Below are 16,124 nucleotides of genomic sequence, written 5' to 3' on the forward strand. Positions count from 1 at the left end.
CTGTAATCTGCCGGCACCATGATACCGGTCAATCTTTTCAGGAATGGAGCGGAGGAAGATGGGGACCATTGGAAAAAGCGTCATAAGAAAAGAAGCATACAGCAAGGTAACAGGGGCTGCTAAATACACGGCAGATTTTCAAGCTCCAGGTATGCTTCACGCTGCTATATTAACGAGTCCTTATGCTCATGCAAGAATACTTGATTTTGATGTATCAGCTGCCTGGAAAATAAAAGGAGTTAGAGCTATTCTGGCAGGAGAGGAATTTCCTCTAGTCGGAGAGGAAATTAGAGACCGGCCTCCTATCGCCGTAGAAAGGGTAAGGCATTATGGAGAGGTTGTGGCATTAGTTGTAGCAGATACCCCAGTAACAGCAAAAAAAGCAGCTAATCAAATAAAGATTCAATATGAACCTCTCCCTGTTGTGAATTCAGCTTTTGACGCTTTTCAGGATGGATCTGTATTAGTACATGAAAAATTGGATTCTTATCAAAGGAAAGAAAGAATTTATCCGATTCCGGGAACAAATGTCGCTCACCGATCAAAAATTCGCAAGGGCAGCATGGAAGAAGGTTGGAAAGCGAGTGAGGTAACGGCAGAAGCCAGCTTTTCTTTTGGACCGTCTGATCATGCCGCAATGGAAACTAGATGTGCAATTGCTGAGATACGTCCTAATGGCGAGATTGTTATTATAACTTCTTCCCAGGCGCCCTATATGGTGAAAAATCTGATCAATGAGTATTTTGGAGAGCCGCTCGGCAATATCATTGTGGAAACGCCCCTAGTTGGAGGAGGATATGGCGGAAAAGCTTCTGTACAGCAGGAGATCCTTGCTTATCTTGCTTCGAAAGCTGTTGGCGGGAAACCTGTAAAACTTTTGTATTCACGAGAAGAGGATTTGGTAACGGCTTCCTGCCACATTGGATTGCATGCAAATGTAAAATTTGGCTGTACCCGTGATGGCAAGCTTAGAGCTGCAGAAATTTTATTTCTTTTTGATGGCGGAGCCTACTCAGATAAATCGGTCGACCTTAGCCGTGCAGCAGCAGTAGATTGTACTGGTCCATATCAGATCGACCATGTATGGTGCGATTCCTATTGTATGTATACAAACCATCCTTATGCTGGGCCCTTTCGAGGGTTTTCCCATTCAGAGCTTTCTTTTGCCATCGAACGGACACTTGATATTCTAGCTCAGAAACTAAAAATGGATCCTCTCGAACTCCGGTATCGAAATGCAATATTGCCTGGCCATACCTCACCTACCCAAGTAGTATTTAATCAAAGTAATTTAGGAAATCTTAGAGAATGCATCAATAAGCTTAAAGCTCTTATCCAATGGGATGAAGGCCAGATTGTGAAAGTAGATGAGAGAAAAGTGAGAGTGAAGGGTGTTAGCTGCAGCTGGAAGACATCCACAATCGAAACAGATGCCTCATCAGGGGTTATTTTGACCTTTAATTCAGACGGCAGCATTAATCTCATGTCTGGTGTAATTGAAATTGGCACAGGGACCAAAACTGTCCTTGCCCAAATTCTCGCTGAAAGATTGCAAATGGATATCGAAAAAATCCATGTCAGGATGCAGATAGATACTCAAACCACACCGGAACATTGGAAAACGGTGGCTTCTAGGGGAACCTTTATGGCTGGCAATGCTGTTCTTCAGGCTGCAGAAGATGTAATTACACAGCTAAAGGACATTGCTGCTGTTGTTCTAAAAGCACCAACATCTGATTTAGAAGTGGCAGATAGCAGAGTTTATCTAAGAGATGACCCTGCTATTGGAATTGGCTTTGAAAGAATAGTATACGGATATCAGTATCCCAATGGAAATTCAATCGGGGGACAAATAATTGGCAAGGGCCATTATATTTTAAGAGGGCTTACCCACTTGGACCCTGAAACAGGAGCAGGCAAACCTGGCCCAGAATGGACAGTCAGTGCACATGCCATAGAAATTGAGTTTGATAGGAGAGATTATACCTATAGGATTATTAAGGCTGCTTCAGTTATAGATATCGGAAGAATTCTAAATGAAAAAGCCGCAAGAGGCCAAGTTATGGGAGCTATGAGCATGGGCCTTGCATATGCAGGACGTGAGTCGTTTATCTTTGACCAGCAGGGAAGAGTATTAAATCCACAGCTTCGAACCTATCGTCCCATTCATTATGGAGAAAACCCGCACTATTTGATTGATTTTGTGGAAACACCTCAGAAAGATGCCCCTTATGGTGCCAGGGGAGTGGGAGAACATGGGATTCTCGGGATGCCTGCAGCACTAGGCAATGGTTTATCCATTGCTGCAGAAGTCTCTCTCCATCATTTGCCGCTAACACCTGAACTCATTTGGCGAACGAAGGGAGGAATGGGATGATTCCTTTCGATTTTGATTACTATATGCCGTCCTTACTTCCTGAGGCTGTCATGCTATACCGGAAACTCATACACCAGGGAAAAAGGCCCGCCATATATTCTGGGGGTACTGAAATTATAACTATGGGAAGATTGAATATTGAAAAACCTGGAGCTGTAATTGATATCAAAGCAATTCCTGAGTGCAATATAATGGAATTTCAAGAAGAACAGCTTGTCCTTGGATCTGCTCTTACTTTGACAACTATAGAAGAGGCTAATTTGTTTCCGCTTCTGACTAAAACGGCCAGTCAAATTGCGGATCATACTGCCCGCAATAAAATTACTCTTGGCGGTAATATTTGCGGGAAAATCTATTACAGGGAAGCCGTTTTGCCCTTTTTGCTGGCTGAAACCACTGCTGCTTTGGCTGGACCCCATGGATATCGAACGGTTCCACTCAATCAAATATTCAACAAACAGCTTCAAATGCATGAGGGTGAATTTCTTTATCAAATGATAACGCCCAAGAAATTTTTATCTGCTCCTCACCAAACTGTCAAAAAAAGAAGACAATGGAAGACGGGATATCCACTTGCAACAATCGCTATGTTAGTGGATAACCAAAAGATCAGGGCTGCTTTTAGCGGCGTCTGTCCATTTCCTTTCAGGCTTCTGGAAATTGAATATGAACTGAATAAGCGAAATGTCCCTGCTGAAGAGAGAATTGAAAATGCCATAAAGAAACTTCCACGTCCAATCTTAGATGATACTGAAGGCAGTTCTGATTATCGAATTTTTGTATTAAAAAATACATTGCTGGATATGGTGGGAAAACTAGAAGGTAAGGGTGGATAATGTGAAAAAAATGATAACCCTAAAGGTGAATGATGAGATTCACGAACTGGCAGCGAGGCCGGCAGATACGTTACTGGGTATTCTGCGACAATTTGGATTGACAGGAGCCAAACCCGGCTGCTTGAACGGTGATTGTGGTGCCTGTACAGTCATTATGAACAAGATTCCTATAAAATCTTGTTTAATATTGGCAGTAGAAGCAATGAATAAAGAAATCACAACAATCGAAGGGCTCAATAATGCACCCATCCAACAGGCGTTTGTTGAAAAGTTTGCTTTTCAGTGTGGATACTGCACACCTGGGTTTATTATGAATTGCCATTCGTTAATCTCGCATCATCCGCAAGCTTCAGATTATAAGATAGAAGAATGGCTTGAATCCAATATTTGCAGATGTACAGGATATGAGGAAATAAAAGCTGCCGTAAAATCAGTACTAGCTCAATATCAGGAAAATCGATAAAAAAGTCTGCCAGCGAAGCCCCTTTCATAGTATAAAAGCAGTGAGTTGACAAACACTAAAAAAAATTATGAAGGGAATACACTATGAATCATAACAAGAGTAAATATACCATTGCCGGAACAAATATTGATGATGTGAAAATGAAAAATGCACAATCAGGTATGTCTTATAATGAAGTAAAAGAATGGCTTGCTCAAACAACTGGCGGCAGGGGAACCTCTGTTTACAGCGATACGAACAAATCCAGATTAAAAAATCATGATTAAAAATTTATCAGAGCTCAAATATGAAAGAGGCTGACTCAAAAGGTGGTTATAAGCGGCCTTTTGAGTCACCTTTTTTATATTTTTGGACAAAAAAGGGACTCCTGCGGGATCAACTGACCTTAGAGAGACCCCGCAGGAGCTTGCTATGATGAGGCTCCCGGCCGGCCGCGGAAAGCGAGCGCCTGTAACGGAAATCAACCCAGCAGGATGAACAGAACGCTGCCTATATCTATGTACAAACTCCAATTTGATTTAACTTAAAGGTTAATTGAAGCGGTAAGAAATATTTGCACTTTCAGCCTAGCACCAGCGCCTCTCGGCTAGCGGATAGGCGCTGGTGCTTTTCTATAGCGGCTTGCTGTACGTGAGATTAGCAGGCAGAAGGCCGAAGCCCTTTGCAATATCATTTGCAGCATGACTGTCAGAACCAGGTATTAAGGGAATATCCAGACTGGCGGCCTTTTCGAGGATAGAGGGCGGAGGATAGCATATCCCGCAGTATTCCTTAAAAAAACCGGCAGTATTGGCATCCAATGAATAATTATTTTCTTTTATTAACGATAAGATTTCATTTATATCACTTGAGTAATCATAATTTGATTTAAATAGGGCAGAAAACTTATCAATCAGGGTAATATGTCCAATTCTTTTCGGTTTATAAGGGCCTAGATCCATTTGAATGGCTCGTTTTAATGTTTGAAAATATTCTTCATACACTTTTTCAACAGAACCAAATAACTGAATAATTCTTGAAAACTCTTCAGGACTGTAATCTATACATACATACTCACCTCCAGGTGCTCTAAGCATATGTACAGATAAAATTGAATAAACAGGATTTGCCTTAAGCAGCTTCAGCAATTTTATTGTTTCATTTTCGTAACCCAAGACATAATCTACCTCGTATCCGGTATTTACCTCGATCTCTTTTTTATATTTTTTACGCAAAAGGTTTGCCTCAGCTAAATAGGCTGGAACATCTTCCCATTGCATAGTGCTGTCATTATTGGGAACCGGGTCTCTAAAGCCGGAAGGAAGCGGCGCATGTTCGGTAAAAGAAAGACAATTGAGCTCCTTTTTTAAGGCTGCTTGCACATATAACTCCATTGCATCCTTTGAACCATGTGGACAGTATTGTGTATGGACATGAAAGTCACCATTAACCAACATTAGTGTTTGCTCCTTTTTATAAGATTCATCTCGTCAGGACATCTCACTTTAAAAATTACAAAGTTGACGGATTCTTTTCGGTTATGTTATTGTATTATCAATTCAAAATACTTTAGTTTAGTAGAGTATTAATATACTAAAGGATAGAAAAGATAGGATGTGAAGTCAAGTGTTTTTACCATCAGGAAGCCAGGATGATATCGGCAGAGTGGTCAGCAGCAGAAATACAGTGTATGAGATTTTTCGCAATGTGGCCACAATGCGTGGATATAAAGAAATTTCAACACCGGTAGTGGAATATGCAAATACTTTTACCAATCCTTACGTCGGAATGAAGCTTCAAGAAATGCTGAAATGGTTTAATGGAGACGGCGAAATAGAAGTTCTTAGGCCAGATTGGACTACTGCTATATCTAGAGCCTTGAGAAATCATAAAGGCGATCAGCAAAAATGGGCCTACCAGGGATCGGTTTTTCGGAGAGAAAAGCCTGGAATAGAAAGCAGGCAGGTAGGTATTGAATTAATCCGTACTTCATCTTTATTAGGAGAAAGTGAATGCCTGCTGATGGCCAATCATTTTCTTAGCAGGCTTAAAGCAAAAGATTTTATTATAGAGCTTGGGCATACAGAGATTTTTGAAGAGTTATCCCGCTCTTTAGTATTATCTGAGGAAAAAGCTGAGAGTCTTCGATTGGCGATGCATGATAAACGCAGGGATGAAGTATACAGGATTGTAATGGAAAATAACTCCAAGGAAGCAGCTGAAGAGCTCTCAGAACTTGTCCACGCATATGGACCTTTTGAAATGATTAATCAGTATGAAAAACGATGGAAAGACCGGCCATTACTGCTCAATGTAATTCAGCATTTAAAGAAACTGGCTCATATTCTAAAAGAATCGGGTATTAACGATTTATTAATTGATTTAGGAAGAGTGAAAAATCTGCCGTATTATTCAGGAACCATGTTTAGAGGGTATTTTAAGGAGAGCGGTGCGATATGTTTTTCCGGAGGACGTTATGATCACCTGTATGATCAATTTCAAAAAAATGTGTCTGCTGTGGGCTTAGCCTTTGATGTTGATATTCTGGCTGAACAGCTGGAGTTTAAAGATTCCCCAAAAAAGCTTCTGGTCATTGCTTCAGATGACAGTCTGGCGTATGCAGAGAAACTGAGAAAACAATATGGAGATTACATTGTAGATGTGCGATATGAACAGAATTCGGAAGCAGTCTACGACAAAGTAATAATAATCCAAAAGACATCGGAAGACTACGAGGTGATTGAACAATGACAGTATGCATTGCATTAACAAAAGGGAGGCTTGAAAAGCAGTTCCTGGATTTTTTCCACTCACTTTCCTTTGATATAGAACCATTGGTCAATAAAGGAAGAAAGCTAACCGTGCAATCCGGCCCTTTTGAATTCATTTTCGCAAAGGGTGTAGATGTTGCTACATACGTGGAATATGGAATTGCAGATCTCGGAATTATTGGGGAAGATATTCTTCTGGAATATCAGCCGGACGTATTTGATTTGCTCCCTCTTCCATTCGGATACTGCCGTTTTGCTTTAGCAGCTGAAAAAAATCAACAACCGGCAGATAAGAAAAGAAGAATTGCGTCCAAATATCCGAACATTACAACAGCTTATTTTCGGAAAAAAGGCGAATCCGTTGATGTGGTTAAACTAGAAGGTTCTGTGGAGCTTGCTCCTATTTTAGGCTTGGCAGATGCAATCGTCGATTTAGTGGAAACCGGAACCACACTAAAAGAAAACGGCCTTGTTATCTATGAAGAACTTCATCGGATTTCTGCCCGTTGTATTGCAAATCGTTCTGCCTTAAAGATAAAAAGAAATGAATTGATGCCTATAATACAAGCTTTTCAGTCTAAGGAGGAAATAAAATGATCCGATCTTTCTCATCAAGAGAATTTATCAATACTTTTCTAAATGGGACGAAGAAAGGAAAAGCCCTGGATGAAAGCATAGTAAAGGCAGCAAACGAAGTGATAGATTCCATTAGGGTCAGAGGAGAAGAAGCACTAAAAGAATATGTGGAGAAATTTGACGGAGTTGTACCGGAGGAATGGGAAGTAACTAGTAAAGAACGTGAAGAGGCATGGAATCAGGTACCGGAATCATTAATCCTTTCTCTTAAAAAGGCTGCTGACAATATCAAAGGTTTTCACTCTAAACAGCTGCAGCAATCAAGAATGATGGAAGTGTCTTCTGATATCATGACAGGCCAGCTTTTCCGTCCTTTAAAGAGTGTAGGGATTTATGTACCTGGTGGGACAGCCTGCTATCCTTCTACTGTGTTAATGAATGCGATACCTGCTGTATTGGCCGGAGTAGAAGAGGTTGTCATGGTAACCCCCGCAAGAAATGCTGTTCAAATTGCACCCATCCTGTCGGTTGCAGCTGATATTGCCGGAGTTCATAAAATCCTTAAAATTGGGGGGATTCAGGCTATCGCCGCACTTGCATATGGTACCGAAAAAATTAATGCTGTGCATAAGATTGTGGGACCAGGAAATGCATATGTTGCAGCAGCAAAGTCCATTGTTTATGGCGATGTTGGAATAGATATGATTGCAGGACCTTCTGAGGTTGTCATCATTGCAGATGATTCGGCAAATCCGTGCTTCATTGCTGCTGATTTAATTGCTCAGGCAGAGCATGATACAAATGCCCGGACTTTTTTATTTTCTATATCAGAAAATATCATTCAAGAGACCAGGCTGGAACTTGAAAAGCAATGTGCCGTACTTCCCCGCAGAGAAATAGCAGAAAAGTCGTTAAAACTTCAAAGTGCTGCAGTGAAAGTGGCTACGATTGATGAAGCATTTTACCTTTCCAATCAATTAGCTCCTGAGCACTTAGAGATTCAGCTGGATCATCCGTTAGAATACTTGGGGAAGGTCCAAAATGCGGGGTCAGTTTTCTTAGGTCATCATACACCGGAGGCTTTGGGAGACTATTTTGCCGGACCTAACCACGTACTGCCGACAAACAATACAGCCAGATTTTCATCTGGATTATCTGTTGATGATTTTGTGAAAAAAACAACCTATATCTATTATTCTAAGCAAGCATTGGAAAAGGCAGCACCACATGTTATGAATCTCGCTGAGTCAGAACAGTTGGACGGGCATGCACGAGCAGTTGGAATCAGAATGAAGCAGCATACAGAAAGGGGAATGTAGACCATGAGAAGTGCCTCAAAAACAAGAAAAACAAATGAAACGTTTATTGCTATTACCTGCGATTTAGACGATCCATCTCAAGTCAGTATTGATACTGGAGTAGGTTTTTTTGATCACATGCTGGAGTTGTTTGCCCGACACGGACGGATTGGGCTGACGGTAAAAACAGAAGGAGATTTGCATATCGACAGCCATCACACTGTAGAAGATACAGGGATTGTTTTAGGTCAATTAGTGAAGGAGGCTCTAGGCGATAAGCAGGGAATAACACGGTACGGCTCTGCCTATGTTCCAATGGACGAATCCCTTGGCTTTGTGGCAGTGGATATTAGCGGTCGTCCATTTCTGCATTTTGATGCGGCTTTTGATAACCCTTCGTTAGGAAATTTTGATACTGAGCTTGTGAGGGAATTTTTCACTGCATTTGCCTTCCAGGCGGGATTAACGCTTCATGCACGAGTTCTATACGGGCAGAACACACATCACAAAATTGAAGCTCTCTTTAAAGCATTGGGACGTGCTCTTGCACAGGCCGTCACTATTGATCCTGCTATTAAAGGTGTAAACTCCACAAAGGGGCTGCTGGAATGATTGCAATTGTAGATTACGGAATGGGGAATATTGCGAGTGTTTCTAATGCACTTACATCACTGGGGTATGAAAACTGTATAACTGATCAGGCTTCAGTGCTCGAAGAGGCTACACATATTATTTTACCCGGTGTCGGATCCTTTCAGGCAGCTGTAGAAGAAATCGACACGAGAGGGCTAAGGCCAATACTGAGCAGATTATCAAAAGATAAACCGTTTCTCGGTATTTGTTTAGGAATGCAGTTGTTATTTGAAAAAGGAAACGAGGGAGGAAACAGCAGCGGGCTGTCCCTCATTCCAGGTTCAGTTGAAAAAATAGAGACAGATTTAATATTGCCCCATATTGGATGGAACACGCTGGAAATAATGGGTGAACAGAATGTGTTTAAAGGCTTTCAATCTAAGCATGTATATTTTGTGCATTCCTATAGAGCGAATACTCCAAAAGAATATATAGTGGCTTCCACTGAGTATGGATCAGATATTCCTGCCGTGGTGCAGAATGGTAAAGTAGTAGGCATGCAGTTTCATCCAGAAAAAAGCGGGGATACAGGGCTTGGATTAATACAAACGTTTATCCAGCAGTTCAAATAGCAGTTATGGAGGAATAAAAATGAGAATTGTACCGGCAATTGATTTAATAGATGGAAAATGCGTTAGGCTATATCAGGGAGATTTCAAACAGTCGACTCAGGTGGGGGAAGATCCTGAATCCCAATTAAAAAGGTTTATTCAAGACGGAGCAGAGCTTATTCATATCGTGGACCTTGATGGTGCAAGGATTGGAGAGCCGGTCCAGTACGAGTTAATCAGCCGGCTGTGCTCCCAATCCAGTATCCCTGTTGAAGTTGGAGGGGGAATTCGAAATATCAATTCAGTTGAAAAGTATGTAAATGCTGGAGTGTCAAGAATTGTACTGGGTACCGCTGCGCTTGAGAATATGAATTTTGTAGAAGAAGCTCTTTCAAGATACCCTGAACATATTGTGATTGGCATTGATGCAAAGGATGGTAAAGTAGCTGTACGGGGCTGGGAAACTGTTTCAAAAATTGATTTCTTGGAATTCGCAAAACAATTAGCAGATAAGGGGGCAAAAACGATTGTTTTTACAGATATTTCAAGAGACGGAACCATGTCCGGTCCAAATGTTGAACAATTGGTGCAGCTTTTGAAAAAAGTTGACTGCCATATTGTTGCATCTGGAGGAATAAGCAGCAACGAGGATATTAAAACCTTAGAGAATATAGGAATAACGGAAGCCATTGTAGGAAAGGCCATTTACGAGGGAAGAGTATCTCTGCAGGAGGATAACCGATGATTGCAAAAAGAATTATTCCCTGTCTGGATGTCAAAAATGGGGAGGTTGTAAAGGGGACTAATTTTGTTGGTTTACGAAGCATGGGGAATCCTGTAGAGATGGCGACTCTTTATTCACAAAATGGTGCTGATGAACTCGTATTTTTGGATATTTCGGCAACAAATGAAGGAAGAAATACCGTTGTAGAAATGGTCGAGAATACAGCCAAGCATGTTTTTGTTCCATTTACCGTTGGAGGCGGTGTCAGCACTATTGATGATGTAACACGGCTATTGAAAGCAGGTGCAGATAAAGTGGCAATGAATTCTGCAGCAGTAAGAAATCCTTCCTTAATTACAGAGTCTGCCTCACGTTTTGGCTCACAATGTATTGTCGTTGCCATCGATGCTAAAAAGTCGGAGGATAGTACCTGGCATGTCATGACACATGGCGGACGAAAGGACACTCAGATAAATGCGGTAGAATGGGCAAAAAAGGCCGAAAAATTAGGTGCCGGGGAAATTCTCCTTACAAGTGTGGACACGGACGGCTGTAAGGACGGATTCGACCTTGCATTGACGAAAGCAATAGTGGACGTTGTTGACATTCCAGTAATTGCTTCTGGCGGCTGTGGAAAGCCAGAGCATTTTGCAGATGTATTCAAAGAAACAGGAGTCTCGGCAGGATTGGCTGCATCTATTTTTCATGAAGGAGCCTTTACCATTAAAGAGGTAAAAGCAGACTGTTTAAATCGGGGAGTGAACATTCGTGAATGTTAATTTTACAAAGGGCTTGGTCCCTGCAATTGTGGTAGACGATCAAACGAATGAGGTATTAATGCTTGCCTATATGAACGAAGAAGCATATCAAAGAACCATTGAAACAAAAGAAACATGGTTTTACTCACGCTCAAGAAAAGAGTTGTGGAATAAAGGAGCAACATCAGGCAATAAACAAATGGTAGTGTCCATACAGGTCGACTGTGATGAAGACAGTCTTCTTATTCGGGTAAATCCGAATGGGCCTGCGTGTCATACTGGAGAAAAATCCTGTTTCTATCGCTCCATTGAGTTCGCTGATTCTCAACCAATAAAGAGAAATTTAAATATAAAAAAGGACTATGTTCTTTATGAGCTCATAGAAGAAATAGAAGAAAGGAAATTAAAGCCTCAAGAGAATTCATATACCAATTATTTATTTGAAAAAGGAATAGATAAAATAGCGAAAAAGGTTATAGAAGAAGCAGGAGAAGTGATTATTGCTGCTAAGAACCAAAATAAAGATGAAATTGTAAGTGAACTAAGCGATCTTGTATATCATTGCTTAGTGCTCCTATCAGAACAAAATATTCCACTGCAGGAAGTGGAAAAAGAATTAAGAAAGCGTTCAATAAAAAAGGGAAATAACAAGGGTGACCGTCCAACTATTGAAGAGTGGTGACGGCCACCTTTTTTGATGAAGATATAAAATTTTATTAGATTAAATACATTAACCAATGTAGTCTCTGTCTTGCTCCAGCACCTTTCGGCTAGCGGCTAGCGGCTTTGGGACTGTAATTTCTATACAAGATACCCCCTCATTAGCCTGCTGTATATATGGCTTATAGATGAAAAGGATGTTTTACCCGTCCAGAAAAAATGATTTCACGATTCAAGAAAAGAGCGTTGTGCGAATCGGGTTATTCATTCGTTATATCTTTTAAAAATAGTGTTGCAGATAAATAGCGCCGTGCAAGCATTTGAAAATAGGCCGTAAACACAGATAATGTGGCAATGACTATGGCATTTCGAATGGCTTCGCGCTTTTGGACAGGCAGGGAAGGATACCGATCAATAATACCTTCTGCCCGTTCTCTAATCATTTGTTCAACAAGCTCGATGGAAGGCAATTCTTTGTATGAAGCCGTAAAACCGATGCCTTTTTTATTAAGGTCTTCAAATAATGTGGAATAAGCTGCGTATAAATAAACAGGATTGATTAGATCATCATCTGCATCTTCCGGATCATTAATAATAAGTTTGAGTAATTTGCGGATGGATTCAAAATCCAAGGCTGTTTTTAAATCCTCTACTAAAAAGAGCAATGCAGTTTGTTCAAGAGAATACTTTTTTCCCTGATGCGGCGAAACCACTATATCTTTAATATCACGTTTCACCCAATTTTGAATAGCGCTTAATGAGAAGTTTGTGTTCTCAATTTGCATCCCAAGCTGTACGATTTCATTTAATGAAAAACCATTCTCTTTTTTTGTGGTTTTCATTATTTTTATAAAAATAGGTGGCAAAGAAGTAGTGATGAGAGCACTTAACTGCTTTTCCATCCCTTCTGCGTCCGGGTTGCGCATCATCCATGCTTCCTGAAGTATCTGAACGGGTAGCTTGGATTCCCACCCTTTTAATGCAAGGAGAATTTCCGACATTTCTTTCCTGGTTAATTGAAATATTTTCATTAATATGGCCTCATTCTAAACAATTTATATGACCTAATCTTATGAAGAGCCTGACGGATTGTCAAATCATTTTTAAAGGCTGTTTTCGCATAGATCGTTGCTTTACGTACAAAGAATGATTCCGTGAGTTGTCTGTCTTCGTGGCATCTTTTCGTAAGCTCTTCACAAGTTTTAATACCGAACATATATTTAAAATGATTTTTTGTGTCCAATAGCAACAAATTTTACGTAAAGAGCCTTTTTAAAAGAGTGTATTCCGGTAAATTGCTGCTGTCCGTACAAAAAATAAATCTACATGTTGAATGTCTTTATGGTAGCTTTTTGTACGGAGTTTACAAGGCTTATTAAAAATTAAGCTATTTTTAATATTTTTCTGTATCCATTAACAGCAAAGATTACGAAAAAACACTTGATAAAATTGTTTCAGGTTCATATAATAGGTTCATAAGAACTTGAAATAATAAAAATATAAAAGGAGATTCGTAAATGATTAAAAAAATCACGTCAGCTATCATTGCTGTAATGCTGGTGTTCATTGCAATGGGAAATGGTACAGCAGAAAATGTCTCTGCTAAATCCTATAGATCTACACCGCGTTCTTTTACGCCTCACTATCAGCAAAAATCCAATTACAATCAACATTCGACTATGAATAATCCAACTAATTCCAAATCACTATTTGGAAATAAAAATATTCAACGAAACAATGGCGGATTTTTGAAAGGACTGTTTCTTGGAGGATTAGGAGGTATGCTTTTTAGCCACTTATTCGGCGGCGCAGGCTATGGATTCGGATTCTTGAGCATCATTTTTTCACTGTTCATTAATCTACTTGTTATTGCAGTGATCATAGCCATTATCAGCAGAATTTTCCGTTTTAGAAGAAGGTACTAGAAAGGAGAAAAAATGACTACTGTTAAGCTTTTTGAACAAGAAGTTATAAATGCGCTTTGTGTTTATATCAGCCGAAAGGAGAGTATATCTCCTGAGGAAGTCATGGTAGAGCTATTATTCGATGATGATACAGGCTTTAGTGTGGAGGCAGAGTTCCGGCAGCAGCGCCAATTTTTAAAAGAGCCTGTTATGATACAGGCTTTAAGAAAATGGGTGCAATTCCAGCATGGCCTTGATCCTTTTTCGGCGGGTTTACAACTGGAACTGGACGATCAGGAAGGTATCGTTGCATATGTAAAATAATGATTGCTAATGCCTCAGGGTAGTTAATCTACTCTGAGATTTTTCGATATTTTTTATTAGGCAATCTCCCTTATAAATCAAGGAACGATTGTAAAAACTGTTATCATGGTTGTTTCTTGGATTCAAGAGGCAGGAAATGAGTGGCTTGGGAGATGATGGTTTGTACATACATTTAGGTGGAATAATGGAAACAGTTTTTCGAACGGCACTTTCCTTCTCTTTGTTAATGGTAATTACCTATACCCTTGGCAAGCTTATTAACTCTAAAATGACACACTCCCATTTTGCAGTTGCCATTACCTTAGGCTCGGTTATTGCTAATATGAGCTTTGATTTAAATATAAACTTTTTCTCTATGCTTTCCTCCTTAATAACGTTGGTTGCCATTGCCTTAGTTACCTCTTATGTTTCTTTAAAAAATAGACGTATCAGGAAATGGGTGGCAGGAAAACCTGTAAAGCTGGTTGAAAAAGGTAAAATATTGGAGGGGAATCTTGCGAAGGCTTTTTTAACAACGGAGATGCTGAACCAATTTCTGAGAGAGAATGGCATCTTTGATATAGAGGAGGTTGAGTATGCCTTTCTCGAGAATGACGGAAAATTGTCAGCCTTAAAAAAATTTCCCTATCGAATTCCAGTCAACCACCAATTTGGTTACATATCGCCAGAAAGCTTTCAGATGCCAATTGAAATTATTGTGGATGGGGAAATTCTATTATCTAACCTGGGTAGGATAAATAACGGAGAAGAATGGATCACAGGACAATTAAAGGATAGAGGACTTAAAGTAAAAGATGTCAACTATGCTGTTTTAAATTCAAAAGGAAAGCTTTTTATTGATACATACAAGGATTTTTAACGAAGGATGTTATAAAGACCTTTAAAAATGTCAAACAAAAAACAGAGCAAATTTTGCTCTGTTTACCACGTATTTTTAATAAATTCGTCGCGACCTGACTTTTCCCTATCTTCTTTGTATTCAACAGGACTTTTCTTGTAGAAGTCTTGATGGTAATTCTCTGCTTCATAAAAAGGAGCTTCCGGCAAAATTTTAGTAACGATCGGTTTTTTAAATTTGCCACTTTCAGCAAGAGCTTTTTTTGCAGCTTCAGCTTTTTCTCGTTGTTCATCGGAATGATAAAAGACAGCAGTCCTGTATTGATCACCGCGGTCCTGGAACTGCCCGCCTTCATCCGTAGGATCAATTTGTCTCCAGTATATTTCCAATAAATCCTCATATTTAAATATTTCAGAATCAAATGTTATTTGAACGACTTCGTAGTGGCCAGTTTTTCCTGTCTTAACCTGCTCATAGGTTGGATTCTCAATGTGGCCTCCAGCGTATCCTGAAACAACCTTATGAATACCTTCCCACTGATCAAAGGGTTTTACCATGCACCAAAAGCATCCACCCGCAAAGGTAGCTTTTTCTAATTTTCCTGCCATTTTGTAATCCTCCATTTATTTAAATGATATATTCGATAGTAACATGTGATTATCAATTCGACAATTTTCACGTTTCTGCTTTACTATAATTATATAGTGTAAATTAGCTATTCGTATTGTGCCAAACATATTTGAAGATTATGTGAATATCCTTAAACCTATAAATTTATCCTAATAAGCCAATTGTTTTTTAATTCAAATTTTTGATGAGGAAAATGTATATTTTTTTAATTATGTTAGTAAGGGGGAATTGCACAGATGGCAGACAGCATAACCCAAATTGAAGTTGAGGCACCTATAGATACAATTTGGAGGTTTATTGAATCAATGGATAATTGGGCTCCTTTAGTTCCCGGATATATTGCACACGAAGTTGTGAGCGAGAAAGAGTCCAGGTGGCTCTTTACAGGGGAATTTGGACTTATACGAAAAAAAATAGATTTGAATGTCTTTATTACGAGCCTTTCGGCACCTAACACAGTCCGGTTTTCATTAAAGGATAAAAGTGAAAAGCTGATGGGGACGGGTTTTTTTGAAGCATACGATGCAGAACCGAACAAGACAATTATGACAGGGTGCTTGGAAATGAATGCTAAAGGTGCAAAAGGCCCTATGATAAATGCATTTTTACATTCCAGGCTTCCTATAATCTCTAAAGAATTTACTGAAGCTGTAGCCAATAAAATTCTGGAGCTCACTCGAACATAAAATTTGTGCCGAATCTTTCATGTAGGGAGTTTTAAAGATAATTTTCTATTTTGCGCATGTTAAATTGAATTCTTAGCAACCTAACAGTATAAATGAAAATTTATGAGCAAGGATGG

General features: G+C 39.7%; 19 protein-coding genes. 16 read left to right on the plus strand and 3 right to left on the minus strand.

The window, feature by feature from the left end; all coding sequences use genetic code 11:
- Nucleotides 1-58: 58 nt before the first annotated feature.
- From A5N88_RS03965 to A5N88_RS03980, 4 genes are all read left to right on the plus strand, one after another.
- On the plus strand, nucleotides 59-2,377 hold the full coding sequence (locus tag A5N88_RS03965) for a xanthine dehydrogenase family protein molybdopterin-binding subunit (RefSeq protein ID WP_066263318.1): 2,319 nt from the start codon (nucleotides 59-61) through the stop codon (nucleotides 2,375-2,377).
- On the plus strand, nucleotides 2,374-3,213 hold the full coding sequence (locus A5N88_RS03970) for an FAD binding domain-containing protein (protein ID WP_066263319.1): 840 nt from the start codon (nucleotides 2,374-2,376) through the stop codon (nucleotides 3,211-3,213). The genes A5N88_RS03965 and A5N88_RS03970 overlap by 4 nt, the downstream gene beginning before the upstream one ends.
- 1 nt (nucleotide 3,214) lies before the next feature.
- Complete coding sequence (locus tag A5N88_RS03975; protein ID WP_157090597.1) at nucleotides 3,215-3,676, plus strand: (2Fe-2S)-binding protein; 462 nt, start codon at nucleotides 3,215-3,217, stop codon at nucleotides 3,674-3,676.
- An 83-nt stretch (nucleotides 3,677-3,759) separates the two neighbouring features.
- The gene (locus tag A5N88_RS03980) at nucleotides 3,760-3,942 is read left to right on the plus strand and encodes a hypothetical protein (protein WP_066263320.1); all 183 of its coding nucleotides are present in this window, start codon (nucleotides 3,760-3,762) and stop codon (nucleotides 3,940-3,942) included.
- 345 nt (nucleotides 3,943-4,287) lie between these two features.
- On the opposite strand, the gene hisJ is transcribed toward A5N88_RS03980, so the two are convergent.
- On the minus strand, nucleotides 4,288-5,112 hold the full coding sequence (hisJ, locus tag A5N88_RS03985; RefSeq protein ID WP_066263321.1) for a histidinol-phosphatase HisJ: 825 nt from the start codon (nucleotides 5,110-5,112) through the stop codon (nucleotides 4,288-4,290).
- 169 nt (nucleotides 5,113-5,281) lie between these two features.
- Between hisJ and A5N88_RS03990 the strand changes: the two genes are divergently transcribed.
- Genes A5N88_RS03990 through hisIE form a run of 8 tightly spaced genes read left to right on the plus strand, consistent with a single transcriptional unit; the run spans nucleotide 5,282 to nucleotide 11,648 of the window.
- On the plus strand, nucleotides 5,282-6,406 hold the full coding sequence (locus tag A5N88_RS03990) for an ATP phosphoribosyltransferase regulatory subunit (RefSeq protein ID WP_066263325.1): 1,125 nt from the start codon (nucleotides 5,282-5,284) through the stop codon (nucleotides 6,404-6,406).
- On the plus strand, nucleotides 6,403-7,023 hold the full coding sequence (gene hisG / locus A5N88_RS03995; RefSeq protein WP_066263326.1) for an ATP phosphoribosyltransferase: 621 nt from the start codon (nucleotides 6,403-6,405) through the stop codon (nucleotides 7,021-7,023). The genes A5N88_RS03990 and hisG overlap by 4 nt, the downstream gene beginning before the upstream one ends.
- Complete coding sequence (gene hisD / locus A5N88_RS04000) at nucleotides 7,020-8,321, plus strand: histidinol dehydrogenase (RefSeq protein WP_066263328.1); 1,302 nt, start codon at nucleotides 7,020-7,022, stop codon at nucleotides 8,319-8,321. Before hisG ends, hisD begins: the two co-directional genes overlap by 4 nt.
- A gap of 3 nt (nucleotides 8,322-8,324) precedes the next feature.
- Nucleotides 8,325-8,912, plus strand: a complete 588-nt coding sequence (gene hisB, locus A5N88_RS04005; RefSeq protein ID WP_066263331.1) for an imidazoleglycerol-phosphate dehydratase HisB — start codon at nucleotides 8,325-8,327, stop codon at nucleotides 8,910-8,912.
- Nucleotides 8,909-9,505, plus strand: a complete 597-nt coding sequence (gene hisH / locus A5N88_RS04010; protein WP_066263333.1) for an imidazole glycerol phosphate synthase subunit HisH — start codon at nucleotides 8,909-8,911, stop codon at nucleotides 9,503-9,505. The genes hisB and hisH overlap by 4 nt, the downstream gene beginning before the upstream one ends.
- A gap of 19 nt (nucleotides 9,506-9,524) precedes the next feature.
- Complete coding sequence (hisA, locus tag A5N88_RS04015; RefSeq protein WP_066263335.1) at nucleotides 9,525-10,229, plus strand: 1-(5-phosphoribosyl)-5-[(5-phosphoribosylamino)methylideneamino]imidazole-4-carboxamide isomerase; 705 nt, start codon at nucleotides 9,525-9,527, stop codon at nucleotides 10,227-10,229.
- Nucleotides 10,226-10,987: an imidazole glycerol phosphate synthase subunit HisF gene (gene hisF, locus A5N88_RS04020; RefSeq protein WP_066263337.1), complete on the plus strand. Its 762-nt coding sequence runs from the start codon at nucleotides 10,226-10,228 to the stop codon at nucleotides 10,985-10,987. Before hisA ends, hisF begins: the two co-directional genes overlap by 4 nt.
- Nucleotides 10,977-11,648 carry a bifunctional phosphoribosyl-AMP cyclohydrolase/phosphoribosyl-ATP diphosphatase HisIE gene (gene hisIE / locus A5N88_RS04025; RefSeq protein WP_066263340.1) on the plus strand — a complete coding sequence of 224 codons (672 nt, stop codon included), beginning with the start codon at nucleotides 10,977-10,979 and terminating at the stop codon, nucleotides 11,646-11,648. Before hisF ends, hisIE begins: the two co-directional genes overlap by 11 nt.
- Before the next feature lie 238 nt (nucleotides 11,649-11,886).
- On the opposite strand, the gene A5N88_RS04030 is transcribed toward hisIE, so the two are convergent.
- Entirely contained in the window at nucleotides 11,887-12,657 is a 771-nt protein-coding gene (locus tag A5N88_RS04030) for a DUF1836 domain-containing protein (protein WP_066263343.1), read from the minus strand.
- Between the two features lie 486 nt (nucleotides 12,658-13,143).
- Between A5N88_RS04030 and A5N88_RS04035 the strand changes: the two genes are divergently transcribed.
- The 3 genes from A5N88_RS04035 (at nucleotide 13,144) to A5N88_RS04045 (ending at nucleotide 14,713) form a co-directional block, all read left to right on the plus strand.
- Complete coding sequence (locus A5N88_RS04035; RefSeq protein WP_066263346.1) at nucleotides 13,144-13,551, plus strand: hypothetical protein; 408 nt, start codon at nucleotides 13,144-13,146, stop codon at nucleotides 13,549-13,551.
- A gap of 12 nt (nucleotides 13,552-13,563) precedes the next feature.
- The gene (locus A5N88_RS04040; RefSeq protein ID WP_066263349.1) at nucleotides 13,564-13,854 is read left to right on the plus strand and encodes a DUF2653 family protein; all 291 of its coding nucleotides are present in this window, start codon (nucleotides 13,564-13,566) and stop codon (nucleotides 13,852-13,854) included.
- Nucleotides 13,855-13,990: 136 nt separating this feature from the next.
- Complete coding sequence (locus tag A5N88_RS04045; RefSeq protein ID WP_066263351.1) at nucleotides 13,991-14,713, plus strand: DUF421 domain-containing protein; 723 nt, start codon at nucleotides 13,991-13,993, stop codon at nucleotides 14,711-14,713.
- A gap of 62 nt (nucleotides 14,714-14,775) precedes the next feature.
- Here the strand turns inward: A5N88_RS04045 and msrA are convergent, their stop codons facing one another.
- On the minus strand, nucleotides 14,776-15,300 hold the full coding sequence (msrA, locus tag A5N88_RS04050; protein WP_066263352.1) for a peptide-methionine (S)-S-oxide reductase MsrA: 525 nt from the start codon (nucleotides 15,298-15,300) through the stop codon (nucleotides 14,776-14,778).
- 258 nt (nucleotides 15,301-15,558) lie between these two features.
- Here msrA and A5N88_RS04055 point away from each other — a divergent pair, with 258 nt between their 5' ends.
- The gene (locus A5N88_RS04055) at nucleotides 15,559-16,008 is read left to right on the plus strand and encodes an SRPBCC family protein (protein WP_066263355.1); all 450 of its coding nucleotides are present in this window, start codon (nucleotides 15,559-15,561) and stop codon (nucleotides 16,006-16,008) included.
- Nucleotides 16,009-16,124: the final 116 nt, after the last annotated feature.

The organism is Heyndrickxia acidicola (assembly GCF_001636425.1).
GTDB lineage: Bacteria > Bacillota > Bacilli > Bacillales > Bacillaceae_C > Bacillus_AE > Bacillus_AE acidicola.

Excerpts from the sequence above, each read along its gene's own strand:
- A5N88_RS03965 (WP_066263318.1), top strand. The coding sequence starts at position 59 with ATGGGGACCATTGGAAAAAGCGTCATAAGAAAAGAAGCATACAGCAAG.
- A5N88_RS03970 (WP_066263319.1), top strand. The coding sequence starts at position 2,374 with ATGATTCCTTTCGATTTTGATTACTATATGCCGTCCTTACTTCCTGAG.
- A5N88_RS03980 (WP_066263320.1), top strand. The coding sequence starts at position 3,760 with ATGAATCATAACAAGAGTAAATATACCATTGCCGGAACAAATATTGAT.
- hisJ (WP_066263321.1), bottom strand. The coding sequence starts at position 5,112 with ATGTTGGTTAATGGTGACTTTCATGTCCATACACAATACTGTCCACAT.
- hisG (WP_066263326.1), top strand. The coding sequence starts at position 6,403 with ATGACAGTATGCATTGCATTAACAAAAGGGAGGCTTGAAAAGCAGTTC.
- hisD (WP_066263328.1), top strand. The coding sequence starts at position 7,020 with ATGATCCGATCTTTCTCATCAAGAGAATTTATCAATACTTTTCTAAAT.
- hisB (WP_066263331.1), top strand. The coding sequence starts at position 8,325 with ATGAGAAGTGCCTCAAAAACAAGAAAAACAAATGAAACGTTTATTGCT.
- hisH (WP_066263333.1), top strand. The coding sequence starts at position 8,909 with ATGATTGCAATTGTAGATTACGGAATGGGGAATATTGCGAGTGTTTCT.
- hisA (WP_066263335.1), top strand. The coding sequence starts at position 9,525 with ATGAGAATTGTACCGGCAATTGATTTAATAGATGGAAAATGCGTTAGG.
- hisF (WP_066263337.1), top strand. The coding sequence starts at position 10,226 with ATGATTGCAAAAAGAATTATTCCCTGTCTGGATGTCAAAAATGGGGAG.
- A5N88_RS04030 (WP_066263343.1), bottom strand. The coding sequence starts at position 12,657 with ATGAAAATATTTCAATTAACCAGGAAAGAAATGTCGGAAATTCTCCTT.
- A5N88_RS04035 (WP_066263346.1), top strand. The coding sequence starts at position 13,144 with ATGATTAAAAAAATCACGTCAGCTATCATTGCTGTAATGCTGGTGTTC.
- A5N88_RS04040 (WP_066263349.1), top strand. The coding sequence starts at position 13,564 with ATGACTACTGTTAAGCTTTTTGAACAAGAAGTTATAAATGCGCTTTGT.
- A5N88_RS04045 (WP_066263351.1), top strand. The coding sequence starts at position 13,991 with ATGAGTGGCTTGGGAGATGATGGTTTGTACATACATTTAGGTGGAATA.
- msrA (WP_066263352.1), bottom strand. The coding sequence starts at position 15,300 with ATGGCAGGAAAATTAGAAAAAGCTACCTTTGCGGGTGGATGCTTTTGG.
- A5N88_RS04055 (WP_066263355.1), top strand. The coding sequence starts at position 15,559 with ATGGCAGACAGCATAACCCAAATTGAAGTTGAGGCACCTATAGATACA.